This is a genomic window from Pseudonocardia aurantiaca (assembly GCF_039526725.1).
GTDB classification, from domain to species: domain Bacteria; phylum Actinomycetota; class Actinomycetes; order Mycobacteriales; family Pseudonocardiaceae; genus Pseudonocardia; species Pseudonocardia aurantiaca.
Genome location: NZ_BAAAJG010000026.1, coordinates 189,473 through 215,442, shown reverse-complemented (window position 1 = coordinate 215,442; position 25,970 = coordinate 189,473). Strand labels below are relative to the sequence as shown.

At 73.3% G+C, this 25,970-nt stretch carries 24 protein-coding genes; 11 read left to right on the top strand and 13 right to left on the bottom strand.

The genetic code is table 11. The features are described from left to right. Positions 1 to 62: 62 nt before the first annotated feature. The gene (locus ABD143_RS32105) at positions 63 to 980 is read right to left on the bottom strand and encodes a glycoside hydrolase family 16 protein (protein ID WP_343985445.1); all 918 of its coding nucleotides are present in this window, start codon (positions 978 to 980) and stop codon (positions 63 to 65) included. Between the two features lie 179 nt (positions 981 to 1,159). Continuing rightward, positions 1,160 to 4,444, bottom strand: coding sequence for an ATP-dependent helicase (locus ABD143_RS32100; RefSeq protein WP_343985443.1), 3,285 nt, complete (start codon positions 4,442 to 4,444; stop codon positions 1,160 to 1,162). Positions 4,445 to 4,526: 82 nt separating this feature from the next. On the opposite strand from ABD143_RS32100, the gene ABD143_RS32095 reads away from it, so the two are divergent. Both ABD143_RS32095 and ABD143_RS32090 read left to right on the top strand, forming a co-directional pair. Then, on the top strand, positions 4,527 to 5,297 hold the full coding sequence (locus ABD143_RS32095) for an alpha/beta fold hydrolase (RefSeq protein WP_343985441.1): 771 nt from the start codon (positions 4,527 to 4,529) through the stop codon (positions 5,295 to 5,297). A 5-nt stretch (positions 5,298 to 5,302) separates the two neighbouring features. After that, on the top strand, positions 5,303 to 5,620 hold the full coding sequence (locus ABD143_RS32090) for an MGMT family protein (protein WP_343985439.1): 318 nt from the start codon (positions 5,303 to 5,305) through the stop codon (positions 5,618 to 5,620). Here ABD143_RS32090 and ABD143_RS32085 read toward each other — a convergent pair. Both ABD143_RS32085 and ABD143_RS32080 read right to left on the bottom strand, forming a co-directional pair. Further along, on the bottom strand, positions 5,600 to 6,421 hold the full coding sequence (locus ABD143_RS32085; RefSeq protein WP_343985437.1) for a TIGR02569 family protein: 822 nt from the start codon (positions 6,419 to 6,421) through the stop codon (positions 5,600 to 5,602). The genes ABD143_RS32090 and ABD143_RS32085 overlap by 21 nt on opposite strands. A gap of 160 nt (positions 6,422 to 6,581) precedes the next feature. Continuing rightward, positions 6,582 to 9,623 carry a hypothetical protein gene (locus ABD143_RS32080; protein ID WP_343985435.1) on the bottom strand — a complete coding sequence of 1,014 codons (3,042 nt, stop codon included), beginning with the start codon at positions 9,621 to 9,623 and terminating at the stop codon, positions 6,582 to 6,584. Between the two features lie 440 nt (positions 9,624 to 10,063). On the opposite strand from ABD143_RS32080, the gene ABD143_RS32075 reads away from it, so the two are divergent. The 3 genes from ABD143_RS32075 to ABD143_RS32065 are packed head-to-tail and all read left to right on the top strand — an operon-like array spanning position 10,064 to position 12,068. Next, the gene (locus ABD143_RS32075; RefSeq protein WP_343985867.1) at positions 10,064 to 10,939 is read left to right on the top strand and encodes an ABC transporter ATP-binding protein; all 876 of its coding nucleotides are present in this window, start codon (positions 10,064 to 10,066) and stop codon (positions 10,937 to 10,939) included. After that, positions 10,936 to 11,814 carry an ABC transporter permease gene (locus ABD143_RS32070; protein WP_343985433.1) on the top strand — a complete coding sequence of 293 codons (879 nt, stop codon included), beginning with the start codon at positions 10,936 to 10,938 and terminating at the stop codon, positions 11,812 to 11,814. The genes ABD143_RS32075 and ABD143_RS32070 overlap by 4 nt, the downstream gene beginning before the upstream one ends. An 11-nt stretch (positions 11,815 to 11,825) precedes the next feature. Continuing rightward, the gene (locus ABD143_RS32065; RefSeq protein WP_343985431.1) at positions 11,826 to 12,068 is read left to right on the top strand and encodes a helix-turn-helix transcriptional regulator; all 243 of its coding nucleotides are present in this window, start codon (positions 11,826 to 11,828) and stop codon (positions 12,066 to 12,068) included. 47 nt (positions 12,069 to 12,115) lie between these two features. Here the strand turns inward: ABD143_RS32065 and moeZ are convergent, their stop codons facing one another. Beyond that, positions 12,116 to 13,291 carry an adenylyltransferase/sulfurtransferase MoeZ gene (gene moeZ, locus ABD143_RS32060; RefSeq protein ID WP_343985429.1) on the bottom strand — a complete coding sequence of 392 codons (1,176 nt, stop codon included), beginning with the start codon at positions 13,289 to 13,291 and terminating at the stop codon, positions 12,116 to 12,118. Between the two features lie 46 nt (positions 13,292 to 13,337). Then, positions 13,338 to 14,402 (bottom strand): alpha/beta fold hydrolase, encoded by a 1,065-nt coding sequence (locus ABD143_RS32055; RefSeq protein WP_343985427.1) that lies wholly within the window; start codon positions 14,400 to 14,402, stop codon positions 13,338 to 13,340. 121 nt (positions 14,403 to 14,523) lie between these two features. Between ABD143_RS32055 and ABD143_RS32050 the strand changes: the two genes are divergently transcribed. From ABD143_RS32050 to ABD143_RS32040, 3 genes are read left to right on the top strand one after another with little or no spacing between them, the layout of a single operon-like run. Beyond that, positions 14,524 to 15,411 (top strand): hypothetical protein, encoded by an 888-nt coding sequence (locus ABD143_RS32050; protein WP_343985425.1) that lies wholly within the window; start codon positions 14,524 to 14,526, stop codon positions 15,409 to 15,411. Next, positions 15,408 to 16,886 carry an HAD family hydrolase gene (locus ABD143_RS32045; RefSeq protein ID WP_343985423.1) on the top strand — a complete coding sequence of 493 codons (1,479 nt, stop codon included), beginning with the start codon at positions 15,408 to 15,410 and terminating at the stop codon, positions 16,884 to 16,886. Before ABD143_RS32050 ends, ABD143_RS32045 begins: the two co-directional genes overlap by 4 nt. 49 nt (positions 16,887 to 16,935) lie before the next feature. Beyond that, positions 16,936 to 17,559 (top strand): TetR/AcrR family transcriptional regulator, encoded by a 624-nt coding sequence (locus ABD143_RS32040; protein ID WP_343985421.1) that lies wholly within the window; start codon positions 16,936 to 16,938, stop codon positions 17,557 to 17,559. Positions 17,560 to 17,636: 77 nt separating this feature from the next. Here the strand turns inward: ABD143_RS32040 and ABD143_RS32035 are convergent, their stop codons facing one another. Then, on the bottom strand, positions 17,637 to 18,197 hold the full coding sequence (locus tag ABD143_RS32035) for an ATP-dependent Clp protease proteolytic subunit (RefSeq protein WP_343985419.1): 561 nt from the start codon (positions 18,195 to 18,197) through the stop codon (positions 17,637 to 17,639). 16 nt (positions 18,198 to 18,213) lie between these two features. Continuing rightward, on the bottom strand, positions 18,214 to 18,831 hold the full coding sequence (locus ABD143_RS32030; RefSeq protein ID WP_343985417.1) for an ATP-dependent Clp protease proteolytic subunit: 618 nt from the start codon (positions 18,829 to 18,831) through the stop codon (positions 18,214 to 18,216). A gap of 154 nt (positions 18,832 to 18,985) precedes the next feature. Here ABD143_RS32030 and ABD143_RS32025 point away from each other — a divergent pair, with 154 nt between their 5' ends. Then, entirely contained in the window at positions 18,986 to 19,111 is a 126-nt protein-coding gene (locus ABD143_RS32025; protein WP_343985415.1) for a hypothetical protein, read from the top strand. Between the two features lie 15 nt (positions 19,112 to 19,126). On the opposite strand, the gene ABD143_RS32020 is transcribed toward ABD143_RS32025, so the two are convergent. The 3 genes from ABD143_RS32020 to ABD143_RS32010 are packed head-to-tail and all read right to left on the bottom strand — an operon-like array spanning position 19,127 to position 21,827. Continuing rightward, entirely contained in the window at positions 19,127 to 20,020 is an 894-nt protein-coding gene (locus tag ABD143_RS32020) for an alpha/beta fold hydrolase (protein WP_343985413.1), read from the bottom strand. Further along, on the bottom strand, positions 20,020 to 20,913 hold the full coding sequence (locus ABD143_RS32015) for an AurF N-oxygenase family protein (RefSeq protein WP_343985411.1): 894 nt from the start codon (positions 20,911 to 20,913) through the stop codon (positions 20,020 to 20,022). The genes ABD143_RS32020 and ABD143_RS32015 overlap by 1 nt, the downstream gene beginning before the upstream one ends. Beyond that, a complete protein-coding gene (locus ABD143_RS32010; RefSeq protein WP_343985409.1) occupies positions 20,910 to 21,827 on the bottom strand; it encodes an SDR family NAD(P)-dependent oxidoreductase in 918 nt (305 codons plus the stop codon). Before ABD143_RS32010 ends, ABD143_RS32015 begins: the two co-directional genes overlap by 4 nt. A gap of 52 nt (positions 21,828 to 21,879) precedes the next feature. Here ABD143_RS32010 and ABD143_RS32005 point away from each other — a divergent pair, with 52 nt between their 5' ends. Continuing rightward, positions 21,880 to 22,653, top strand: a complete 774-nt coding sequence (locus tag ABD143_RS32005; protein WP_343985407.1) for a TetR/AcrR family transcriptional regulator — start codon at positions 21,880 to 21,882, stop codon at positions 22,651 to 22,653. Positions 22,654 to 22,848: 195 nt separating this feature from the next. On the opposite strand, the gene ABD143_RS32000 is transcribed toward ABD143_RS32005, so the two are convergent. Further along, positions 22,849 to 23,073: a DUF3107 domain-containing protein gene (locus ABD143_RS32000; RefSeq protein ID WP_343985405.1), complete on the bottom strand. Its 225-nt coding sequence runs from the start codon at positions 23,071 to 23,073 to the stop codon at positions 22,849 to 22,851. A gap of 190 nt (positions 23,074 to 23,263) precedes the next feature. Continuing rightward, on the bottom strand, positions 23,264 to 23,932 hold the full coding sequence (locus ABD143_RS31995) for a ferritin-like fold-containing protein (protein ID WP_343985403.1): 669 nt from the start codon (positions 23,930 to 23,932) through the stop codon (positions 23,264 to 23,266). Positions 23,933 to 24,172: 240 nt separating this feature from the next. On the opposite strand from ABD143_RS31995, the gene ABD143_RS31990 reads away from it, so the two are divergent. After that, on the top strand, positions 24,173 to 25,963 hold the full coding sequence (locus tag ABD143_RS31990; RefSeq protein WP_379659961.1) for a DEAD/DEAH box helicase: 1,791 nt from the start codon (positions 24,173 to 24,175) through the stop codon (positions 25,961 to 25,963). Positions 25,964 to 25,970 lie beyond the last annotated feature (7 nt).

Below are 25,970 nucleotides of genomic sequence, written 5' to 3'. Positions count from 1 at the left end.
CGCGGAGCTGGAACCTCGGACCAGGCGATTCGGGTCAGGCGATTCAGGTCACGCGACTCGGGTCAGGGAGCCGCGTAGATCCGCACCCAGTCGACCTCGAGGCTCACTTCCTCCGGCGTGGTCTCGTCCGGCGCCTTGATCCAGTTCTGGAACGGGCCCTGGTCGAGCTGGATCGTCATGTGCATCGGCTTGGTGGGGATCACGGCTTTGTCGGTGTTCTCGTACTGCTTCACCCCGTCGACGTACCAAGTGATGCGGTCGGGAAGCCACTCCAACGCGAACGTGTGCCACTGGCTGAAGTCGCCCGGGACGCGCGTGCCGTGCATCTTGTTCTCCGCACTCCAGTGGACGACGAAGTGCGCGAGATCCCGGTTCTCGCCGGGGACCTCCATGATGTCCAGCTCGCCGTCCTCCGGGAAGTTCTCGGAGTCCGGCCACAGCAGGATCGCCGAGCCGAACCCGCGGCCGGGTTGGGTGCGGGCGCGGAACTCCCACCGGCCGTAGAGCTGGCCGGACTGGTGTGCCATGCCGCCGCTCACATCACCGCGCCCAGTGACCCGCAGCAGCCCGTCGGACTGACTGATGGCCTCGGGCCGCCTCAACCCGTTTCCGAAGGCACCTACGCTGTTGTAGGCCTTCCAGGCGGACTTGTCGAGCGCGGAGCCGTTGAACTCGTCGCCGCCTACCGGGCGCCAGTTGATGTTGCTCGACCCGCCGGCCCCGGACGCCGCTCCGTTAGCCCTGCCGCGGGGAGCGGCGGAAGTGGTGGGACGACGAGTGGTGGAGGGCGCCGCGGTGGTTGGGGGCGCGGTGGTTGGGGCCACGGTCGGCGCAGTCGAGGGCGCCGGCAACGCCTGCAACAGGTCAGGCGCAGAGTCGGGAGACGAGACGTTCGGGTCGGGGGTGCCGCCGCACCCCGCGGCGAGCAGGAGAGCGGCGCACACGAGCGTCGGAACCAGCCGTCGCGAGGGCCGGGGCATCACACCTCCTGGAATGGCACGCCGGTCGGGGGAGCGCTTGGGGAGCGTCGGCGTGCTGGGCGACCGTACCCGTGGTCCCGATTCGTACAAAACGCCCCCGTCCATGGAGCGTCACCCCGGAAAGTGACGTTGTCCTCATCGGCTGACGTCCGAACGGGTGGCCAGTTGCCTCCATCCGGCTACACGTCCGGGACCGGACGGCCCGACTCGCTGAGCGGGCAACTCGTCCGCACGGGGCAGCGGTCACAGTCGGATCCCACCCGCGCCACGAACAGGGCACCGGACGTCTCGTCCGCACAACGGCGCACGACGTCCTGCCATGCGGCGACCTCCTCATCGCCGAGCGGCGGCTGCACGGGCTCCTTCGCCTGGCCACCGGTCTTCTGATCGGCGAGGTACACCAGTCGCGCCCCGCCGGGTTTCGCCCCCGGCCCGAGCAGCTCCCCAAAGGCGCCGAGGGCGGCCGCGAGCTGGTAGACGGCCAGCTGCGGGTGCTCGGCCGCCGCACGCCCGCTGACGGCCGTCTTACCCGTCTTGACGTCGACGACCACGGGCCGCCCGACTGGGTCGACCTCAAGCCGGTCGACCCGGCCGCGCAGCCGCAGCCACGAGCCGCCCGTCCGGCCGTTGCCCTCGCCGCCCGGCTCGTCGCCCGCGATGTCGAGCTGCACGGGCTGCTCGACCGCCACCAGCCGCAGGCCCTCCGCGCGGCTGGTGCGCACCCACCCGTCGAAGGCAGCGAGCATGCCACGCACCCGCGCCAGCTCTCGGCGCCCGTACCAGGGCGCCCCGGCGTCGAGCCGGGCCCACGCCGAACTCAGCGCGCCCTCCAGCTCGGCGCCGTCGGCACCGGCCGCGCTCGCCTGCACGAGCGCGTGCACCAATGACCCGGTGACGGCCGCCAGGGCGCCCACCTCGCTGCCGCCGTGCCGTTCCAGCACCCAGCGCAGCGGGCAGCGGACGATCTTCTCGACGTCCGACGGCGACACCGGCACGATCTCGCCGGGGACGCGCAGCGGAGCGTCGGTGGACACGGGCGCGAGGCCGTACCAGTCGTCGGGGTGCGCCCCGGGCACGCCTGCCGCGGCGAGACGCGCGAGCTGTGCCGCGGCCCGGCGCCGCCGCTGCGTCCGTGCCGGGTCGGCGGGGTCGTCGGGTTTGCAGACGGCCCGGCGCAGCTCGCCGACCAGCTCGGCCAGCACGAGGGACCGGCCCGGCCGGTACACCGGGCGATCGGCCGCGGTGGCCGGCACCGGGTCGAGCTCGTCGAGGAAACGCGAGGGCTGCTCGTCCTCGCCCTGCACCGCACTGACCAGCAGGGTGTGCCGGGCGCGGGTGCAGGCGACGTAGAACAGCCGCCGCTCCTCTGCGAGCAGCGGAGCCACCCGCGAGACCTTCGCGCCGACGGGCTCGGCGACACCAGCGACCAGGTCGACGAGGCGCTCGTTACCGAGCAGGCTGCCGCGCAGCCGCAGATCCGGCCAGGTGCCCTCCTGCACGCCGGGCACCGCCACCACATCCCACTCGCGGCCGCGGGCGGCGTGCGCCGTGAGCAGCACGACCGCGTCGCCGTGCGGGGCGCGGGGAGCCAGGGAGTCGCCGGGGAGCTGCTGGTCGGCGAGGTACTCGACGAAGCTCGACAACGCGGCCCCCGGCAGCCGGTCGCTGTGCCGCGCGGCCGCGTCGAACAGGGCGAGCACAGCGTCCAGGTCGCGGTCGGCCGCCGCGCCGACCGGCCCGCCGCGTGCACTCGCGTCGCGCAGCCGCGACCCCAGCCCGGACGCCTGCCAGACCCGCCAGAGCACCTCCTCGGCGCTCTCACCGGCCCGGACGCTCTCACCTGCGACCGCGAGCAGCATGCCGACCCGCCGCAGGGGCGCCGTCTCGTGCGACGGCAGCGCGACGAGCGGGTCCGGGTGGCCGAGCGCGGCCGCCCGTAGCGCCTCGACGAGCAGCGGGTCGCTTCCCGCTCGCTCGTCGGCCGAGCCGTCACCGCCTGCTGCGATGTGCAACCGCAGCAGCCCGCGCCGCAAGCGGCGCATGCGCATGGGGTCGGCCGAGCCCAGCGGGGAGGTCAGCAGTGCGGTGGCCGCGTCGGCGTCGAGGTCGGCGGGGCGGATGGCGTAGCGCAGCACCATCAGCAACGGGACGGCCGCGGCCTGCCGGGCGACCGGGAGCTCGTCCGGCGGCGCCGCGATCGGCACACCCGCGGCGAGCAGCGCGCGTCGCAGCGTGGGCAACGAGCGCCGGGTGGACCGCGCGAGCACCGCCATCCGCGACCACGGGACACCGTCGACGAGATGGGCACGGCGGAGCTGGTCGGCGATCCATCCGGCCTCCTGGGACGCCGAGCCGAACACCTTGACCTGCACCGAGCCCTCACGCTCAGCCGCTCGGTCCGGCGGCGCCACCCGCTCGCGCCCCGCCCCCGACCCGGGCAGCCGGGCCACCAGCCGTGCGGCGGCGGCGCGCACGGCCGGCGCGCTCCGGCGGTCGACACTCAGGACGACCGTCTCCGCCTCGACGGCCCGCAACCCCTCCGGATCGGCGCCCCGGAAGTTGAGGACGGCCTGGTCGGGGTCGCCCGCGAGCAGCACGGTCTGCGCGGTGGCCCCGAGCACCCGCACCAGCTCCATCTGCTGCGGGTCGAGGTCCTGCGCGTCGTCGACGACGAGATGGCGCACGCGCTCCCGCTCTGCCGCGAGCAGGTCCCGATCGTCGGCGAGCGCGTCGAGCGCGGCGGCCACCAGCTCCGCTGCGTCCACGGCGGGCGCGGTGGCCTGCGGCGCCCCGCGGCCCGCCGCGCCGCGCAGCATGATGACGTGCTCGTAGCTGCGGAAGAACCGGCCGGCGGCGGCCCACTCCGGCACGTCGTGACGGCGGCCGAGCTCGTGGAGCTCGTCAGGACCCAGGCCGCGCTCGGCAGCCCGCAGCAGCAGCTCCCGCAGTTCGGCCGCGAAGCCGGGCAGTCCGGTGGCCGGGCGCAGCCGATCCGGCCAGCCGGAGCCGGGCACGACCTCGGCCAGCTCACCGGCCAGCAGGTCGCGGACCACGGCGTCCTGCTCGGCGCTCGCGAGCAGCCGCGGCGGCGGGTCGCCGACCCGGGCCGCGTGCAGCCGCAAGATGCCGAACGCGTAGGAGTGCACGGTGCGGACGAGCGGTTCGCGCGCCCACACCTCCCCGTCGCCGCGGGCACCCATGTCCACCAGCCGCTCGCGCAGCTCGCCCGCGGCCCGCCTGCTGCCGACCAGCACCAGCGTGCGCTCCGGTTCGGCACCCGCCGCGACCCGGGCGGCGACGCTCGCCAGAAGCAGCGTGGTCTTGCCCGTGCCCGGCCCGCCGACCACCCGCAGCGGCCCGGCCCGGTGGTCGAGCACCCGCCGGCCTGCCGCGTCCCACACCAGCTCGCGGGGCGCGGCCCGCGGCCTGCGGACGAGCCCAGGGGCGAGCGCGCCGGTATCCACGCCGGAGATGCAACCACGCCACGCCGACGAGCCCGCAGGCCCCGCCCGAGTTGCAGCCCGGCGGATGCCAGGATGCCTTCCCGTGACCGCGCCTCTCCACGTCCACACGTTCGGGCCCGCCGACGGCAGGCCCGTCCTCGCCCTCCACGGCGTCACCGGGCACGGTGCGCGGTGGCGGGTGCTCGCCGAGGCGCTGCCGGACGTCCGGCTGTACGGGGTGGACCTGCGCGGCCACGGCCGTTCGCCCTGGACGCCGCCGTGGCACATCGAGCAACACGTCGCCGACGCGGTGGCCGTGCTGGACGCGCTCGGCCTCCCCTCCGCCGCCGTCGCCGGGCACTCGTACGGCGGCGCGATCGCGGTCCACCTCGCGCGCACGGCGCCCGAGCGCGTCGAGCGGCTGGTACTGCTGGACCCGGCCATCGGGCTCGACGCCGACGACATGCTGGAGACGGCCGAAGGGGCAAGGGCCGACGAGTCCTACCCCGACCTGCCAGCGGCACGCGCCGACCGGGCCGACCGCTGGGCCGGCATCTCCGACGACCTCGTCATGGCCGAGCTCGCCGAGCACCTCGTGCAGGACGGCGAGCGGCTGCGCTACCGCTACTGCCAGTCCGCCGCCGTCGCGGCGTGGAGCGAGATGGCCCGCGCCGCGGTCGTCCCGCCGGCCGGCATCCCCACACTGCTCCTGCCCGCGGCGAAGGCCGACTTCGTCGACCCGGAGTGGGTGGCGGCCTGCCGCGCCGAGCTGGGCAACGCGCTGACCGTCGCCGAGGTCGACGCCGGGCACATGCTCTTCCTGGAGCGCACCGCCGAGGTCGCCGACCTTTGCGGTGCGTTCCTGGCACGCTGAGCGGCGTGGACGAGGAGACCGTCGAGCGGGTACGGGAGGCCGTGCGCGCGATCCCGCCCGGCGAGACGGCCAGCTACGGCGAGATCGCCGAGCGGGCGGGCTTGCGGTCGCCACGGCTGGTGGGCCGCGTCCTCGCCGAGGATGGCCACGACATCCCGTGGCACCGCGTCCTGCGCGCCGACGGCACCGCGGCACCGCACATCGCGGCCGAGCAGAGCGCCCGGTTACGTGCGGAGGGTGTGTTCCTGGTGGACGGCCGCCTCCCCCGCGACCACCGCAGCACGAATCGGCGCGGGCTCAGATCAGAAGAGGGCGCCGACTAGTGTCGCCGCGCGTTGAAGGCCGGCGAGGGTGCGGTCGGAGGCGTCCGGGTGCTGGGCGTGCAGCGCCAGCCGGTGAAGCAGGGCGCGCAGCAGCGCCTGCGGCCACTCGTCCAGGTGCGACCAGCGGTGCAGCAGCGCCGACTCGGCCCCGCCCCACGCCAGCGCATCGACGACGATGACGGCCGCCGCCCACTCCTTGGGCCGCCAGCAGGGCACCATCTCGATCAGTGCGGGCACCCCGTCGTGGTCGAACAGCATGGCGCCGAAGAGCTCAGGGTGTACCACCTGCGGGACGAGGCGGATCGGTCTGCGCAGTTCCGCGAGCCGCGCGTACAGGTCGCCGCCCAGCGCGGGGTTCAGCTGGAGCCTGCGCTCGCCGAACGCGCCGGCCGCCGAGCGGGTGAGCAGGTCGTCGCTGCCGTCGCGCATGCGCGGGCGGGCCACGGTGGCGGTGGCCGCGTGCAGGCGCATCGCCGCGTCGATCACGGCGTCGTAGCGAGGCTCCAGCAGGCCCGGCACGTACCAGCAGGCGGCCCAGCCGCCCACCACCCAGCGCCCGTCGGACGACCGGACGGGCCGCGCCACCCGCAGCCCCTGCACCTGCAGCGCGTCGAGCACGGTCGCCGACCACGCGGCGACGACGTTGTCGGGCACCGGCCGGATCAGCACGTCGCCGCAGAGCCATACGCGCCTGCCCGCCCAGACCACCGGGCGGGGCTCTGCCTCCCCGACCCCGAACGCGGTGCGGACGTACGGGGGCAGGGCGGCCCCGGCAGACGGGAGCACGGGCGCACGGGTCACGGACCGCACGCTACCTGCGGAGGCTCGCCGTCCCGGCTCATCACGCGCGGCGCGTCGGCGCTGCGTGGGACAACCCGCGATCGGGCGGCCAGGCCTCGTGGACCATCACTCGGGGTCGCCGGACGACCACGAACGGTCGACCATGATCAGCTCGTCGGCGTCAGCTGTTCGCGTCGGAGTTGTCGCTGGAGTCGTCATTCCCACCCCTGTTCTTCCCGTTGTCCCCGCGGTCGTCGTTCCCGCGGTCGTCCTTGCCGTCATTCCCGCGGTCGTCCTTCCTGTCGTTCCCGCGGTCGTCACCGCCTGAGTCGTCACCGCCCGAGTCGTCACCGCCCGAGTCGTCACCGCCCGAGTCGTCACCGCCCGAGTCGTCACCGCCCGAGTCGTCACCGCCCGAGTCGTCACCGCCCGAGTCGTCACCGCCAGAGTCGTCACCGCCAGAGTCGTCACCGCCAGAGTCGTCACGGCCCGAGTCGTCACGGCCCGAGTCGCCGCCGTTGTCGCGGTCGGAGCGGCTGCGATCGTCGGAGCCCCTGTCGTTGGAGTCGTTCGAGCTGCGGCGGGAGCCGTCGGAATCGTCGGAGCGGTCGCGGGACGAATCGCCGTCACGGGAGTTGTCGCGGGAGCCGCGGTTACTCCGGTCATCGCCCTTGGAGTTGCTGGACGCGTCGCCCGAGTCGTCACGGGAGTTCCGGTCGCTCCGGCTGTCGCCGTTCGAGTCGCTGGAGCGGTCACCGCCGGAATCCCCGTCCCGGTTGTTCGAGTCCCGGTTCTCCGAGTCCCTGGTCTTCGAGTCGCCGTCGTCGGAGTCGTCATGGTTCCTGCTGGATTCGAGCGCCTCCCGGACGATCCCCCCGAGGCCCTCGCCGCGGGTCATCGAAGCGAACACCGCCGCTGCGACCTCCTCGCGCGAGACCTCCGAGCCCCCACCGCGCGGCTTGCCGCTGGGTCGCCTTGCCTCGGTCTGCTCACCGCCCGAGCCGTCGCCCGAGTTGTCGCCCGGCCTCTCACCGGAGTCCCGGTCGCGGTCGCTGTCCCGGCTGCTGTCCCGGCTGCTGTCCCGGCTGCTGTCCCGGCTGCTGTCCCGGCTGCTGTCGCCGCGCTCCTTGTCGCTGTTGCCGGCGCTGTCGCCACCGCTCGACCCGCGGCCGCGCCGGTCGCCGTTCCCGCCGCGGTCGCCGCCGAGCGCACCTCCGACGGACTCCACGACGTCGCTGACCGCACGGGCACCCGACGACGTCGAGTTGTCGCCGGCATCCCCGCCCGAGCGTGCCCCGGAGTCGTGTTCGGAATCGCCGCCGGAGTCGCCGCCGGAATCGCTCGAGTCACTGGTGGACCCACCATTCGACCCCGTGTCGGCGCCGCCGCCCGGGGACTCCGCCTGCTGCCGCCGCCGTGGCTGGTCGTGCCCGCCGCCGAGCACGCCCCCGACCGCACGATCGACGGTCTCGACGAGACCGCCGCCCGAGTCGCCCCCCGAGTCGCCGCCCGACCCTCTGTCGCGGCTGCCACCCTCCTCGCCGCCACCGGAGCGCTCGCCCGCGCCGCCCTGACGCGCAGCGCTGCCCGCGCCACCGCCGAGCACGCCACCCACGGCATCGGTGACCGCGTCCAGCGGGCCACCTGCGCCGGGGCCCGGGCCGGACGCACGGTCGGGCGCAACGCCGACGGCGTCGGTCAGCGCGCCGACAGCACCCCCGGGCTGTTCCGGTACGGCACCGGCCCGTCTGTCTCCCCCTCTGTCCCCGCCACCCTCGCCACCGTCCTGGCCGCGTCGATCGCTTTCCCGCTCGGCCCCGCTGCCGGGCGCGGCGCCACCGCCTGGCCCGCCGGCCAGCACGCTGCCGACAGCGTCGAGGACCTCACCGATAGGGCCGCGCGACCCTCCTCCGTCACCCCCGTCACCGCCGCGGTCCTCGTTGTGGGAAGGGCCGTCCGCCCGGGCGTCGGGGGCATCACTCCCGTTCGCCGTCTCGTCGCCGGGCCCTCGAGGGTCGGGCGGGGCGCCGTTCGGGACGTCCTCCCGCTCCCGCTCATGGCGCTCGTCCCTCGCGATCACGTCCGGGTGGTCGGGGGTGCCGCTGTAGTCCTCGTCGGAGCTGTCCTCACCGGTCTCGATCACCTCGAGGACCCGCCGGCTGAGATGGGTGGTCTCCTCGCCGTCATCGGGGAGCGGCGTCTCGACGGCGCTCCGGACGCCCTTCTCCAGGCTCTCCAGCTCGGCGCGCCGGGCCTCGCGCTGGCGGATGCGCAGGTCGCGCTGCTCGTCGAGCGCAGCTATCACGGACGCCTGTTCGGGCGTGCGGGTGGGCGGGGCCGGGGCGTCCTCCAGCGCGCGCTCGACGGCCTGTAGGTGCTGCTCGGTGATCGCGAGGTCGCTGCGGGTGCGCTCGCGCGACCGGTAGGTGTCGATCTGCGACTGGATGGTGGCCTTGCGGCGCTCGAGGAGCGACTTGCGCTCCTCCATCTCCTGCACCGGCGCCGGCGACACCGCGCGGTCCTGGGGCGGAAGCCTGCTCCAGGCCTCCGCGGTCTGCGCGATGGTGTCCAGCTGGCGGTTGAGCGAGGTCAGCGTGACCTGCGCGCGCGCCACCCACTCCGCCTCGGAACCCGGCTCGGGCAGGGTCAGCGCGGGCTCGGGCGACGGGGCCGGCTGCGACGCGGTGACCGCGTACCCACCGGCGAGGATGCCCGCCGCGCTGAAGACGGCGACCGTCCGGCGCCTGCGCGCCGACTCGTCGCGGCGGGCCCTCCGGGCGCGCTCGTCGTCGGGAGCCGGCCGCTCGGGCTGCCGCCGCCATCCCTCCCGCAGGTGACCGCCGAGCCAGCGCCGCGGCTTGCCGGCCGAGGGGCCTGCGGGCGCCGGTGCGTCGTCCGCGAGCTGGTGCGACGCCGCGGCCCGCTCCCCCAGCGGAACCGGGACCGCCGGAGCGCGTCCGTGCACCCCCCGCCGGTACCTGCGTCGCTCGCCTGCGGGCGGCCTGGCCACGGCAGGGGCCTGCGGCGGCTCGGCCGGCTCGGCGAGCCAGGGCAGCGTCGCGGCGAGACGGGCGTCGTGTTCGAGCTGTGCGGCGGCGCGGCGGGCCGCGCGTGCCGCCGAGCGGTGGGCGGCCGTGCAGTACCGCCGCGGCGGTCTGCCCGGGATGTCCTCGATCGGCTCCTCGCACCCGGGCAGGGCGCAGCGTCTCGCGTTGTCGACCACCAGTGCGACCCCCATCGCCGGCTGACGGCGCGCTCGAACCCGGCGGCAATCGGTCAGGCCCCCTTGCCCGCGCTCGCACGCATCTCAACGCCCCGGCGCCGCCGGATTTCGTGTTGATCTTTTCGGGATCGGAACGCTACGGGATGTGGCCAGAAGTTGTCACCCCTCCAATTGGAGAGATAGCCGCAGGTCAGAGTGACACTGCGCAGAAATCTGCCCGACTTGTCGACAGCTCGTGAAAGTTCGCACGAACGTCGATGACGTCAGTAAGTGCAGGCGCACGTGCTCTCCGTGATCGATGTAGTAGGTATGCTACATTTTCTCGTATCTGCGGTACAGATGGGGGGAAGGTCATGACCACGCTCGAAGAACCGGAGCCGGGTCACGCGTCGACGGCAGCCTCGGCCGACGACGCCGTGATCCGCGTCGCCGGCCTGCAGATGCGCTACGGCACCACGGACGTCCTGCGGGGGCTCGACTTCACGGTGCGGCCCGGCGAGGTGCTCGCGCTGCTCGGACCGAACGGCGCGGGCAAGAGCACCACTGTCGAGATCCTCGAGGGGTTCCGACTGCCGTCCGCCGGCCGCGTCGAGGTGCTGGGGGCCGACCCGGCGCGGGCCGACGAACGGTGGCGCGCCGAGATCGGCGTCGTCCTGCAGTCATGGCGCGACCACGCCAACTGGCGCGTGCGTGAGCTGCTCGCGCACTTCGGCCGCTACTACGAGCCGTTCGCGCGTCCCGGCCGGCCGCGGCCGTTCGACGTCGACGAGCTGCTGGCGCTCGTCCGGCTCACCGAGCACTCAGGCCAGCGCGCCGGTTCGCTGTCCGGCGGCCAGCGGCGCAGGCTCGACGTCGCCGTCGGCATCGTCGGGCGCCCGCAGCTGCTGTTCCTCGACGAGCCGACGGCCGGGTTCGACCCGCAGGCCCGCCGCGAGTTCCACGAGCTCGTGCACCGGCTGGCCGACGTCGACGGCACCACGATCCTGCTCACCACCCACGACCTGGCCGAGGCCGAGAAAGTCGCCGACCGGATCCTGATCCTCGCGGACGGGCGGATCGTGGCCGACGGCAGCGCGGACCAGCTCGCCCGTCAGGTCGCGGGCCGCACGGAGGTGCGGTGGAGCCGTGCCGGCGAGCGCTTCGTGCACGCCACCGAGGACGCCACGAGCTCCGTCCGCCGCCTGCTCAACGAGCCCGGCGAGGAGGTGCGCGACCTCGAGGTGCGCCGTACCTCGCTCGAGGAGACCTACATGGAGATCGTGCGCCGGCGCGAGAGCGCGCCCGTCGCCGCCGTCGCAGAGGAGGCCCATCGATGAGTGCGAGCCCACGCGTCCCGGCCGGACCGCTGTCCCGCCTATCCCCCCTGCGGCTCGGGCTGACCCGGGGCTGGATCGCTTTCCGCAGCATGATCGCCAGCCGCGAGGGCATCACCCAGAACCTCATCTGGAACCTGATCCCGCTCGGGGCGCTCGTGCTCTACCGGGATACAACGCTGCCCGGCACCGACATCTCCTTCGGGGTCGGGCTGCTGCCCGGCATCCTCGCGCTCGGGATCACCTTCTCCGTGACGGGAACGGCGTACTACCTCACCAGCGAGCGCGAGGACGGCACCCTGCTGCGGGCGAAGGCGCTCCCGCGCGGCATGACGTCCTACGTCGTGGGGCTGTCAGCGGTGGCCGTTCTCGACACCGTGGCGTCGATGCTGATGGTGCTGCTGCCGGGCATGTTCATCGTGCCGGGCGTGCCGGTCGGAAGCCCGGTGCTGTGGCTCGGCCTCGTTGGGTACCTACTGCTGGGGCTGCTCGCGTGCCTGCCGCTGGGCATCCTCATCGGCTCGCTCGTGAAGAGCCCACGCACCGTCGGCGGACTCGGTTTCTTCGGCACGATGGGCCTGTCGATCATCTCGGGGTTGTTCTTCCCGCTGCAGGCCCTCTGGGGCTGGGTGCAGGTCCTCGTGCAGATGTTGCCGCTGTACTGGCTGGGCGTCGGCATGCGCTCGGTGTTCCTCCCGGCGGAGGCGGCCGCGATGGAGATCGGCGGCTCGTGGCGCACGTTGACAGGTGTCGGGGTGCTCGCCGCGTGGGGGGTGATCGGGCTGGCCTTCGGACCGGTACTGCTGCGGCGGATGGCCCGGCGGGAGTCCGGCTCGACGGTGGAGGCCCGCCGTCAGCAGGCGCTGCAGCGCATCTGAGGATGGTTGCGATGAGCGAGACCATCCACAACCGGATTGCGATGCTGCGCGCCGAGCGGGGGATCTCCCGCCGGGAGCTGGCCGACGCGCTCGGGGTGCACTACCAGACGATTGGCTACCTGGAACGCGGTGAGTACAGCCCCAGCCTGCACCTTGCGCTACGCATCGCGGAGTACTTCGAGGTGGCGGTCGAGGTGGTGTTCTCGACGCGCCCGTTCCCGCGGATCGGCACCACGCAGCGGCCGGCGGGCTAGGGGAGCTCCCTGGCCCGCCGGCCGCGAGTGGTGTCAGTCGACCGGCGTCAGTAGACCGGCAGGGAGGGGTCGACCTGCTTGATCCAGCCCAGCACCCCACCGCCGACGTGCACGGCGTCCTTGAAACCCGCCTTCTGCAGCGCGGCCAGCGCCTCCGCGGAGCGGGCACCCGACTTGCAGTGCAGCACCACCGGCTTGTCCTGCGGGATCTCGGCGAGCGCCTCGCCGGACAGGATGCGGTCCTTCGGGATGAGCACGGCGCCGGGGATGTTGACGATCTCGTACTCGTTCTGCTCGCGGACGTCGATGAGCGCGAACTCCTTGCCCGCGTCCATCATCTCCTTGAGTTCCATGGCCGTGATCGTGTTGCCCGCGGCCGCGTGCTGCGCGTCCTCGGACACCACACCGCAGAACGCGTCGTAGTCGATCAGCTCGGTGATCTTCGGCGTGCTCGGGTCCTTGCGGATCCGGACGGTCCGGTAGCTCATCTCCAGGGCGTCGTAGACCATCAGCCTGCCCAGCAGCGGCTCTCCGATGCCGGTGATCAGCTTGATGGCCTCGTTCACCATGATCGAGCCGATCGACGCGCACAGCACGCCCAGCACGCCACCCTCGGCGCACGACGGCACCATCCCGGGCGGCGGCGGCTCGGGGTAGAGGTCGCGGTAGTTGAGGCCCTTGCCGTTCGGGGCGTCCTCCCAGAACACGGAGGCCTGGCCCTCGAAGCGGAAGATCGAGCCCCACACGTACGGCTTGCCCAGCAGCACGGCGGCGTCGTTCACCAGGTAGCGGGTGGCGAAGTTGTCGGTGCCGTCGAGGATCAGGTCGTAGTCGCGGAAGATGTCGAGCACGTTCGACGAGTCGAGCCGCGTCTGGTGCAGCCGCACCTCGACGAACGGGTTCGCCTCCTTGATCGAGTCGCGCGCCGACTCCGCCTTCGGCCGCCCCACGTCCGACTGGCCGTGGATGATCTGGCGCTGCAGGTTGGACGAGTCGACCTCGTCGAACTCGACGATGCCGAGCGTCCCGACGCCCGCGGCAGCCAGGTACAGCAGCGCCGGGCTGCCGAGTCCGCCTGCGCCGACCACCAGCACCTTGGCGTTCTTCAGCCGCTTCTGCCCCGCCATGCCGACGTCCGGGATGATGAGGTGGCGGCTGTAGCGCTCGACCTCTTCCTTCGTCAGCTCGGCGGCCGGCTCCACGAGCGGCGGTAGGGCCATCATCCAGCTCCTCATATCGGCGTATGGCTCACTTCAAGGAACGCGTTCCTCATGCCGGATCTTCCCAGCTCCCTGAGGCCACCGCGTCCCACAGACCTGCAACAGCACGTGCGACGGCGTCGGGGGCCTCGATCTGTGCGACGTGGCCCACACGAGGGAGCATCAGCAGCCGGGCGTTCGGCAGCGCGGCCACGGTCCGTCGGGCCAGCCGCGGCGCGACGAGCTTGTCCCGGTCGCCCCACAGCACCAGCGTGGGCGTCCGTACCCGCGCGGCCACCGACCACAGCGACTCCCCGCGCAGCCAGCCCGCAACCATCGCCTTGCCGGTGCGCTCGGCCGCCTCGCGGGCCCACCCCTGCGCCGCCCTGGCCTCGTACTCGGCCGTGGCCTCGGCCATCCGGTGCTCCGGCGCGAGGCTCGGGTCGCCGAAGCACAGCTTCACGACCTGCTCGGCGCGGGTGCGGGCGCTCATGGCGGCCAGCTCCGCCCTGGCCCGCCTGCCGACCAGCGGTAGCAGCGAGAGCAGCATCCTGAAGTCCGAGACGCGTCGGGGGTCGGGCCGCAGGTCCGGCATGGCCGGTGAGACCAGGGTGAGCGTGCGCACCAGCTCGGGCCGCCGGGCAGCGACGGTCAGCGCGATCGCGCCGCCCAGCGAGTTGCCCAGCAGGTGCACCGGACGGCCCCGGCCGGCGAGGAAGCAGAGCAGGGCGTCGGCGTGCCCGGCAGGCGTGTAGTCCTGGGACGCGAGCGGGCGCGAGAGCCCGAAACCCGGAAGGTCGACCGCGGTGCCCGCGGCGCGTGTGGACAGCAGCGCCGCGAGGTCCGTCCAGTTCGTGGCCGAACCCGAGAGCCCGTGGACGTAGACGGCCTGGACGTCGTCGGGTCCGCACGGGGGACGGCAGCCGGCGGAGCCGGCGGGGTGGGTAAACGGTGTCTGGCGTACGTGCAGCGTCACACCGCCGGAGGTCACCTCGGCACCTGGCCACGGCTTCCGGTGCGGGTCGAGGACGGGCAGCGTGGCGGCGTCGGCGAGCGGGGCCTCCCGGACGACCGTTCCGGGCGGAGCCGCCCGGGTGACGAGCGGGCGAACGAGGGACACCACGGCGGAGGACACGAGTTGAGAATTACCCGAACGAGCCCGAGCAGGCCACCCCGCGGCCCCGAGTACGTTCGCTATGCATCCGTCATCGGAACGGCATACGGCCGTTGTACCGGTGACGGGAGGGGGTCGGCGGATGGGCACGGCGGCGCGGCTGTCGGGCTACCTGGCGGTGCTCGCGCTGCTCTTCGGGGTCGCGTGGTGGGTCGGAGCGGCGACCGGCGAGCCCGGGACCCTGCCGGCGGACACGGTCGCGGCCGGCGCCGGGCACGGCCACCCGGGCGGCCACATCGAGAGCAGCGCCACCGTCGACTCGGCGGGAGTCCTGGCCTCGGCGGCGGGCTACACGCTCGTCCCGCAGGGCACCACGACCTTCCTCCCGGGTACGCCCGCCGAGCTCGCGTTCACCGTCAGCGGCTCGGACGGGCAACCCGTCACCGCGTTCGACGTGGACCACGAGCGCCTGCTGCACCTCGTGGTCGTGCGCCGGGACGCCGCGGGCTTCCAGCACCTGCACCCCGCACTCGGCCCCGACGGCGTCTGGCGAGTGCCGTTGACGCTTCCGGCGGCCGGCGTCTACCGCGCCTACGCCGACTTCGTGCCGACGGGCGGCCCCCCGCTCGTCCTCGGGGTGGACCTCTTCGCACCGGGCGACTTCGCCCCGATCGCCTTCCCGCCGTCGCGAGTGGCCGAGGTGGACGGCTACCAGGTGCGCCTCGACGGGGAGCTCGTCCCGGGCGGCCCGTCGCAGGTGTTCGCCACGGTCAGCCTGAACGGCGCCGCGGTCACCGACCTGGAGCCCTACCTGGGGGCGTTCGGCCATCTCGTCGTGCTACGTCAGAGCGATCTCGCCTACCTCCACGTGCACCCCGACGCTGCGCCGCCGGGTCCCGCCGACCGCTCCGGGCCAGGCGTCGCGTTCACCGCCGAGGTGCCGACGCCCGGCGGCTACCGGCTGTTCTTCGACTTCCAGCACGGAGGTGTCGTGCGCACGACCGAGTTCACCGTCGGAGCAGGCCGGTGACCACGGCAGCGGTGACCACGGCGCCGGTGGCGGCGGTCGTGGCAGGGGAACCCGGCTCGGCCCGGCCGGCCCGCAGGCGGCTCCTCGTCGCGACCGGACTCACGGCGCCTGTGATCGTGCTGTCGGCCGTTCCGGCGCTGCACTTCCCGCACTGGCCGTGGGCTGCGCTCGTCCTCGCATGTGTGGTGGCCGGCTGGGGCTGCCGGCCGGTCCACATCCCCCCGGCGGCGCCGCAGGACTGGAACGCCACGGACGTACTCGTCGCCGTGGCGGTGCTCGGCGCCCTGGGCTATTCGCTTGCCGCGCTGCTGCTCGGCTACCTCCCGGTCTACCCGGAGGTGGCGTCGGCCATGACGGTGTTCGGGCTGACCGCACGACTGGCCGCGGCGCAGGCGGGCGCAGGCCCGCACCGGATCGCAATCCCCGTCGCGGTGGCCGGGATCGCCACCGCAGTGGCGACGCTCGGCTTCTGGCTCGGCTCCGGCGGAACGATGCAGGAGGCGTGCACCGCGGCTGTCGCCGTGCTGGTGGCCGCCTGCCCGTGCGCGTTCGCCGCGGCAGCGCCGGCGTCGACGGAACGGGCCGCGCGGGTGGACACGGTGGTGCTCACCGAAGCCACCGCCGTCGACCCGGGCGCGCTGCGGGTGCACGCGGTGCACGCCACCCGCGGCATCGGCGGGGCGGACGCACTGCGGCTCGCCGGGGCGATCGGACGGGCGGCCGACCACCCGATCGGCCGGGCGATCGAGACCGCGGCCGCAGTGGCCACCGGGCCACTGCCCGGCGTGGCCGAGTTCGACGAGGTGGCCGACCTCGGCTGGCGTGGCATCGTCGCGGAGGTCGTGCGCCGCGGTGCGGCGGAGGCCGTCGTCGTCGCGCACGCCGTGCTCGCCGGCCGCACGGAACTGCTCGCCGAGCACGGCATCGCGCTCCCGGCCGACCTCGAGGCGGCACGGGCGAACGCCGAGGCCACCGGGCGAACGGCGGTCGCCGTCGCGTGGGACGGAGTGGCGCGGGCGGTGCTCGTGATCGGCGCGACGGCACGGCCGACGGCCGCCGGCGCGGTGCGCGAACTCCGGTCGCTCGGACTCACCCCGATGCTCCTGCCCGGCGACCGCTCGGGCACCGCGCTCGCCGCGGCCGGACTGGTCGGCATCCGGCCGGACGAAATCGTCACCGGCACGCTGGAACGGCTGCGTAGCGAGGGCCGGTTCGTCGCCGTGCTCGGCGACGACCTCCCGATGGACCGCAACGACCCGCTGTCCGCCATGGACGCTCTCCGGCTCGCGCGGCGTACCGCGTCCGTGATCCGCACGAATGCGGTGCTCGCGGTCGCGACCTCGGTGGCCGCTCTGCCGTTCGCGGCCACAGGCGTCATGGATCCGACGCTCGCGGCGGCTGTGGTGGTGACCGGATCGGCGGGTGTTCTGGCCAACGGTCTCCGCATCCACCGATTCCGGACTACCGGCGGGTAAGGTGTTCCCTCCGCACCCGATCGGGGGTCGCATGGACGGAGGGCAGCGCATGACCGAGGCGTCGGCACCGCCACACCGCGGCACCCGGCTGTCCCGGGACGCGAGACGGGCCCAGCTGCTCCTCGCGGCGCGGGACGTCTTCGCGGCGCATGGTTATCACGCCGCGGCGATGGACGACATCGCCGAACGCGCAGGCGTGAGCAAGCCGGTGCTCTACCAGCACTTTCCGGGGAAGCTCGACCTGTACCACGCGCTGCTCACCACCTACGCCGACGAGCTGGTCGGCCGCGTCGAGCGGGCGATCACCAGCACCAACGACAACCAGCTGCGTGTGGAGGCCGCTGTCGCCGCGTACTTCGACTTCGTCGCCGGAGAGGGGCAGGCCTTCCGGCTCGTCTTCGAGTCCGATCTGCGCAGTGAGCCGGAGGCCGCGGCCGTCGTGGACGGGGCGCTGACCCGCTGCATCGACACCGTCGCCGACGTCGTCACCGCCGACGCAGGCCTCGACGCCCCCCGCGCGCGGATGCTGGCGGTCGGACTGGTGGGGCTGAGTCAGATCGCCGCGCAGTACTGGCTCGACTCCGACCGCGCGATCCCGCGCGAGGAGGCCGTCGCCCTGATGTCAGGCTTCGCCTGGCGCGGGCTCGCGGGCTTCCCGCTCGTGCACGACTAGGGGTAGCTGGGAGCGCCCTGAACAACTCGGCCCTACTGCGGCCGCTCGCTACGGTCAGAGTTTGTTCAGGACCGCTTCTAGCGGATGAGCACGCGGTCGATGAGGCCGTAGTCGGCGGCCTCGTGCGGGGTGAACCACCGGTCGCGGTCGAAGTCGGCCTCGATCCGCTCGACGGGCTGCCCTGCGTGCGCGGCCGTCAGTTCGGCGATCTGCCGCTTGAGCTTCGCGAGCATGTCCGCGCGGATCACGATGTCGGACTCGGAGCCACCCACTCCGCCCGAGGGCTGGTGCATCATCACCGCGGCGTGCGGGAGGGCGTACCGCTTGCCGGGCGCGCCCGCGGTGAGCAGGAACTGCCCCATCGACGCCGCCATGCCCGTGGCCACGGTCGAGACGTCCGGCTCGATCGCGTTCATCGTGTCGTAGATCGCAAATCCGGCGCTCACCGATCCGCCCGGTGAGTTGATGTACAGCGTGATGTCCTTGTCCGGTTCCTCGGCGGCGAGGAGCAGCAGCTGAGCCACGATTTTCATGGCCACCGGGTCGTCCACCTCCTTACCGAGCACGATGATGCGTTCGGCGAGCAGCCGGTTGTGGACCGAGTCGTCGAGGGTGGCGACGCCGTTGGGCGATGTCATTCGGGTTCCCTTCGGATCAGGCGAGCTTGCGGCTGGGGACGACGGAGTCGGCGATCCCGTAGGCGACGGCCTCATCGGCGGTGAGGACGAGATCGCGCTCGATGTCGTTGTGGACGCGGTCGAGCGGTTGGCCGGTGTGCTCTGCGAGCAGGGCTTCGAGCTGGCTGCGCATCCGCGTCACCTCGGCCGCGTAGATCTCCAGGTCGGAGGCCTGGCCCTGGAGCAGCCCGGTACTGGGCTGGTGGACGAGCACCCGGGAGTTCGGCACGACCGATCGGTGGCCGCGGGCGCCCGCGGCGAGCAGCACGGCGGCGGCCGACGCGGCCTGCCCGAGGCAGAAGGTGTGCACCGCAGGGCGGATGTAGCACATTGTGTCGTAGATGGCGGTCATCGCTGTGAGCGAACCGCCGGGCGAGTTGATGTACATCGCGATCGGCCGGTCGGGTTCGGCCGACTCGAGGACCATCAGCTGGGCCATGACGTCGTTGGCCGCCGCGTCGTCGATCTCCGTGCCGAGGAAGACGATCCGGTTCTCGAACAGCTTGTTGTAGGGGTTCGACTCCTGCATGCCGTAGCTCGTCCGCTCCACGAACGACGGCAGCACATAGCGCGACCGCGCCACGGGGACCTGCATCGGGAAACCTTTCCGGAAAGGCGCTGGGATTTCCCGAACGCTATCGGCGCGGGCCGCTCGGACGCGCCTTTCTTCGCGACCGGCGAACCTTTCGCCCACAGCGAACCCGCCCAGCACCCATGACTTGCGGGCATGACGGGGGTCTCACCTGTACATGCACCACCGACCGGAAGGAGCCGGCCATGTCACCGACCACCAGTTCTGTGTCCACCACGCCCGCAAGCACCACGACCGCCTGCTCGACATCGGGGCGACGCTGGATCTGCTATCCCCGCCCTGACCGCGGAACCCGACGTCAGCGGGGTGCCCCGACCGCCGGTCGCGCGAGTGCGGCGATCCGGTCCGCCACCCCGGAGACCCGTTCGAGCGGCAGCATGTGCCCCGCCTCGGGGAAGATCGTGAAGCCTGCCGACGGGAGTGCGTCGGCGATGCGCCGACTCGCCTTCACGGGAGTGAGGCGGTCGCGGTCGCCGACGAGCACCACCGTCGGGATCCCGGCGAACGCCGCGAGGGCCGCATGGCGCTCGTGCGCTTCCAGGGTGGGGCGGAAGCCGCTCACGGTGAGCGGGCGGCACGCGGCCACCGTCTCCGTGGTGATGCGCCGCGCCTCGACACCCGCCCGCGGCCCGAGCAGCAGCCAGCGCATCCCGGGGGCCAGCAGCCGCGGGCTGCCCAGCGACGACCGGCTCGCCCACCGCCGCGTCCCATAGACGCGCTGCTCCACCCGGCGCATCACCGCGGCCTGCCGGGGCACCAGCCCGAACGGATTCTCCGCGAGCCCGCCACACGCGGTGGCCACCAGGGCGATCCCGGCCGCCCGCTGCACCAGCGCGGGGTGCCGCTCGGCCAGTGCCATCAGCGTCATCCCACCCATCGAGTGGCCGCCGAGCACGAGCGGCCCGTCGGGTGCGGTGGCGGCGAGCACCTCCGCGAGGTCGTCGGCGAGTTGGTCGATCGTCATCGTCGACGGGTCGACGGCGGCGGACCGGCCGTGGCCACGGTGGTCGTGGCGCACCACTCGCACCGGGACGGGCCCGGACGCCAGCGCCCGCGCGACCGGACCCCACGTGCGCCGATCGAGCGTCCAGCCGTGCGCGAGGACGACGGTCACGGGGGCGTCGGCCGGGCCGTCGATCTCGACGTGCAGGGGTACGCCGTCGGCAGCCGGCACGGAACGGACCGCGCTCATCAGATCAGGTGCGCCTTCCGCCAGAGGGCCTCGGTGGGTCCGCCGATGATGCCCTGCTCCCGCAGGAACGGCACCAGCTTGCGCGCCGACCAGCGCAGCGTTTCCTGGTGGTGCGGGTTCGCCACCGCCGCCTTGTGCCCGGCCGCCGGGTCGATGCCCACGGCCATGTAGACGTCGCGGTGGATCAGGTTGCGCGCCACCACGAACGCCACCCGCGACGACAGGTAGCGGGCGAGCGAGCGCTCCGCCGCGTTCGCCTTCGGCATGATCCGCATGAGCTCCTCGCGGGCGTAGCGGACGTGCCGGGCCTCCTCTGTCACGTGGATCTTGTTGACCATGCGGATGAGCGGGTGCACGGAGTCGTCGCACATCGCCTCGCGCTGGATCTGGTCGAGGATCTCCTCGACGAACAGCGTGCCCGCGAACATGGCCGGGCCGTACGCGATGGTCTTGAACAGCCGCCCCAGCTCGTGGGTGCCGCGCCGGGGCGCGTAGTCCGGCACGCCGAACCGCTCGGTCATCTTCGCGAACATGATCGAGTGCCGGCACTCGTCGGCGATCTCCGTGAGCGCGTACTGCACGTGCCGGCGTCGCGGGTCGCGGTCGTAGGCGTAGCGCAGCAGCATCTGCATGAGGATCATCTCGAACCACAGGCCGATGCGGGCGATGCTGCACAGCTCGTGCACCGACAGCGTGCGCCGCTGCTCGTCGGTGAGGCCCTCCCAGAGCTCCGTGCCGAAGAGCGACACGCGGTGGGCGGGGATGCCCCAGCCGTCCGCCGCGAGCGGGGCCTGCCAGTCGATGTCGATGCTCGGCTCGTAGGAGTGGTCCAGCGACGAGCGCAACAGCCGCTCCGCCGTCGCCTCCCGGTCGTTCAGGCTCTTGACGTTCACCGGGTGCTCCGCCCGGTGGCGGTGCGGCCTGGACGGGGGAGGGCAGCCGACGGGGTGGGTGAGGCCAGGCGGTCGACGAGCCCGGCGGCGAGCGGCGAGCCGTCGAAATGCCCGGACGCGGCCTGGCGGCGGATGCGGCGGGCGACGGCGGCTCCGACCAGGCCGGGCAGGTGCCGTCCGACCCACAGCTCGAGCGAGCCTGCGCGGGTGCCCGCGGTGTCGCGCGGCGGACGCGCGGCGGTGAGGGTGCGCAGCACGGTGCCGACGATGTCCTCGACCTCCTCACGCCGAACCTGACCCTCCAGCGCCAGCCCCATCTCACGGCCGGCATCGTGGATGGGCGTGCGGACATAGCCGGGGTAGACGGTGCTCACGTGCAGGTCCGTGCCGTATTCGAGACGTAGGGCGTCGGCGTAGGCGGTCATTCCGCGCTTGGCCACGCTGTAGGCCGAGACGAACGGCAGCGTCAGGTAGGCCAGCTCGCTGGAGACGAAGACGAGCCTCCCGCGCTGCCCGCCGCGCTCCCGCCGGCTCGCGAGCAGCGCCGGCAGCGCCGCCGCGGTGACCCGCCACGCGCCGAGCAGGTTGACGTCGATGACGCGCAGCGCGTCGGGGGCGAGCGGGCCGCCCGCATCGTTCGGGATGCCGATGCCCGCGTAGTGGACGACGGCATCGAGGCCGCCCAGCCGCTCGACGGCCGCCTCGACGGCGCCGATGACCGCGGCGTCGTCGGTGATGTCGCAGGCCAGGACGTGCTCACCCGCCGCGCCCTCGGGAACGCTGCGGTCTAGTCCGATGACCCGGGCGCCCTGCTCCAGGAGGCGGGCGACGGTGGGCGCTCCGAACCCTCCTGCCGCTCCGGTGATGAGCACGCGGCTCCCGGCAGCGGTACCGGGCACGGCCCCTGTCGTCATCGTCCAGCCTCCGAGGTTGCTGTTACCGCCGGTAACTGTTACCACTGGTACCGTGCCTCGCGACGAGCCAGCTGTCAAGCCAGGCCCCCCGGCCGACCGCCGGCGCAGCCAGACCCAGGGCAGCCAGACCCAGGGCAGCCAGACCCAGGGCAGCCAGACCCAGGGCAGCCAGACCCAGCATGGCCACAGCCAGCGCCGCACGGAACGCCGGGCCGAGATGGTGCAGGCGGCTATCGAAGCGGTGCGCACGCACGGACCGGGCGTCTCGGTCGCGGAGATCGCAGCGATGGCCGGCATCACCAAGCCCGTGCTCTACCGCCACTTCACCGACCGGGCCGACCTGCAACGCGCCGTCGGACAGCGCGCAGCGCAGATGCTGATGGAGCGGATGGCGCCGGAGATGGACCCGCGCCGCGAGCCGCTCCAGCTGATCCGGGGCGTGATCGACGCGTTCCTCGCCCGCATCGAGGACGAGCCGCATCTGTGGCGCTTCGTCGTGCACCACCCCATCGAACGCGCGCCCGGCGCCGAGGTCGTCGACGACGCCCGCGAGCAGATCGCCAGGAAGCTGGCCGTGATCATCGGCGAGCGGCTGCGCTCGGCCGGGCTCGACTCCGGCGGCGCCGAGGCATGGGCGCAGGGCCTCGTGGGGATGGTGCAGAGCGCGGGCGACTGGTGGCTCGAACGCCGGACGATGAGCCGCGAGGCGCTCACCGACTACCTGAGCACCCTGATCTGGGGCGGGATGTCCGGCGTGCTGGCCATGGCCGACGCACCAGGGTCGTTCCGGTTCGCTCCTCCGATCGTGGAGGTGGACCGTGGCTGACCACTCACCGAGCCCGAGCCCACGACCCCGGACGCAGCGGCAGATGGCGGTGCCAGGCGTGCTGCGGAAGCTGCACGTGGCGACCTGACGCCCAACGCCGGACAGCCACGAGCGCCGGACAGGCCGCCGGGGCCGAACAGCCACCGTGCACGCGTCAGGACGAGTGCACGGTGGCTACTGGATGCGTGGCGCTGGTCAGCCGATCGCGAAGCCGACGCGGCTTGCCGTGGCCGGAGCGATCTCCACGTACGCGATCTGTGCAGCGCGGACCAGGTAGCGCCGGCCCTTGTCGTCGACGAGGCGGAGCAGCCCGTCGCCCTTGAGCGCGTCGTCGACCAGCGCCTGGACCTCGTCCGGCGTCTGGTCGCTGGACACCACGAGCTCGCGCGCGCTCTCCGCGATGCCGATCTTGACCTCCACCGGTTGACCTCCTGGTCACGTCGTCGAACTGGCGTCCGAAGTGCTCGAACGTGACGCCAAGGCTAGTCGAGCGGAGCCACCGTGGCTGCTGTGGGCGCTGCGCCCATGGCGAAATCGCGGACAGGCAGACGATCGGGACGACTGGGCGGACGACTGGGCGGACGACTGGGCGGACGACTGGGCGGACGACTCAGGTGAGCCCCAGCCGGGCCATCCGCTTGCCGTGGTTGGACTGCAGCCGCTTGAGCAGCGCGGCGATGCCGCTCAGGTCGCCGGACCCGGACACGATGAACTCGGCGAGCTCGTCGCGCTCGGCCACGATCTGCTGGGCCTGCGTGACGGCCTCACCCAGCAGCCGACGGCCCCAGAGCGCGAGCCGGTCGTGCACCTGCCTGCTGCTCGCGCACGCCGCCTTGACCTCGCGCTCGGCGAACGCGCTGTGGCCCGTGTCGGCGAGCACCTGCTGCACCAGGTCGCCCGTCGGGCCGGGCAGCCAGCCGGCGATCTCGCGGTAGAAGTCCGCGGCGAGCCCGTCCCCGAGGTAGGCCTTGACGAGCGACTCGAGCCAGCTGCGTGGGGCGGTGGACACGTGGTAGGCGTCCCACTGCGCCACGAACGGGTGCATGGCCTCCTCGACGGGGACGCCGAGCCCGAGCAGGTGCTCCTCCAACATCCGGAAGTGGCCGATCTCGGCCGCCGCCATCGACGAGAGCGCGGCACGGCCGCTGAGCGTGGGGGCGTGCCTGGCGTCCTCGGCCAGGCGGTCGAACGCGGACAGCTCCCCGTAAGCGAGGACTCCCAGCAGGTCGACGGTCGCCCGACCCGCTCCGGCCTCGTTCGCCGCCTGCGCTGTTCCCATGACCGGGAGCCTAGAGGGGATCTAGACCGTGCGGGCGGCCCACGTCACCTATGCCGTCCCCCGACAGGGCTGCCCCCGCAGAGCGTGACCGGGTACGATGTCGAGCAAGCGCGGCGCCCACCAACGGGCGCGCGCTCCCTGCGGCCCCCCGGCTGTGGTCCCGAACGGGATCGCCCGGAGTCGCAATGACCTGGTGCGTGCAGCGCCTCGTCGGCTCTCCCGCCTGAGCGCTCCGCACCGGTGGTCGCACGAGCCGACCCCGGCTCCTGTGCGCGGAGAGAGGCGATCAAGCTGTCCGTCGACAACGACACGTCCATCAAGAACCCCGAGACCACCGAGACCACCGACGAGGTGGTCGAGGCCCATCCCCTTCAGGCCGGTGCCCCCGTCCGGCCCGAGTCCCCCACGTTCGCCGAGCTGGGTGTCCGCCCCGAGATCGTGAAGGCGCTGGCTGAGGCCGGCATCGTGCGCACGTTCGCCATCCAGGAGCTGACGCTCCCGCTGGCCCTCGCCGGTGAGGACGTCATCGGCCAGGCCCGCACCGGCATGGGCAAGACGCTCGGATTCGGCGTCCCGCTGCTCCAGCGCGTGGTCCCGCCCGCCGAGCAGCCCGCCGCCAACGCCGATGGCGAGGCAGCCGACCGCACCAAGGACGTCCCGCAGGCGCTCGTCGTGGTGCCCACCCGCGAGCTGTGTGTGCAGGTCGCCAAGGACATCGCCGACGCCGGCAAGCACCTCGGCATCCGCGTCACCGCCATCTACGGCGGGCGCGCGTACGAGCCGCAGCTCGCCGCGCTGCGCAAGGGCGTCGACGTGGTCGTCGGCACCCCCGGCCGCCTGCTCGACCTCGCCGAGCAGCGCCACCTGGTGCTCGGCCGCGTCCAGGCCCTCGTGCTCGACGAGGCCGACGAGATGCTCGACCTGGGCTTCCTGCCCGACGTCGAGCGGATCATGCGCATGCTGCCCGAGAAGCGCCACACGATGCTGTTCTCGGCCACGATGCCCGGCCCGATCATCCAGCTGTCCCGCACGTTCCTGACCCAGCCCACGCACATCCGGGCCGAGGAGTCCGACCAGGGCTCGGTCCACGAGCGCACCCGGCAGCTGGTCTACCGGGCGCACGCGATGGACAAGGTCGAGCTCCTCACCCGCGTGCTGCAGGCCGACGAGCGCGGGCTCACGATGATCTTCGCCCGCACCAAGCGCACGGTCCAGCGCGTTGCCGACGACCTGGTGGAGCGCGGCTTCGCGGCCGCCGCCGTGCACGGCGACCTTGGTCAGGGCGCCCGCGAGCAGGCGCTGCGCGCGTTCCGCTCCGGCAAGGTCGACGTGCTGGTCGCCACCGACGTCGCAGCCCGCGGCATCGACGTCTCCGACGTCACCCACGTCGTCAACTACCAGTGCCCCGAGGACTCCAAGACCTACGTCCACCGGATCGGCCGCACCGGCCGCGCCGGCAAGGAGGGCGTGGCGGTCACGCTGGTGGACTGGGACGAGATCCCGCGCTGGAAGATGGTCAGCGACGAGCTCGGGCTCGACATGCCCGATCCGGGCGAGACCTACTCCACGTCCGACCACCTGTACTCGGACCTGAGCATCCCCACCAGCGCCACCGGGCGGCTGCCCCGCTCCATGCGCACGCGGGCCGGCCTCGACGCCGAGTACGTCGACACCGAGGGCGATCACGGCGGCAAGCGCCGCACGGGCCGCAGCAAGCCCACCGGCCGTGGCCGCCGCGAGGAGGATCAGGTCGAGGCGCCGCGCCCGCCCCGGTCCCGCGCTCGCACACGCAGCCGCAGCGGGGTGGCGCTCGGCGAGGCGGTGGAGTCCGATGGCTCCACGGCCGCCGACGTCTCCGACGCGGCCTCCGAGGTCGCTCCGGTCGCTCCGCAGACCGGCCCCGACGCAGGTCAGCGGCCCGAAGGCGAGCGCCCGCGCAGGCGCCGTCGCCGGGGTGGCGCACGCCGTCGCGCCGGCGCGGGTCCTGACGAGGGCGGCGAGCAGCAGGCTCCGGACGCCGCCGCCAGCTGACGCAGCA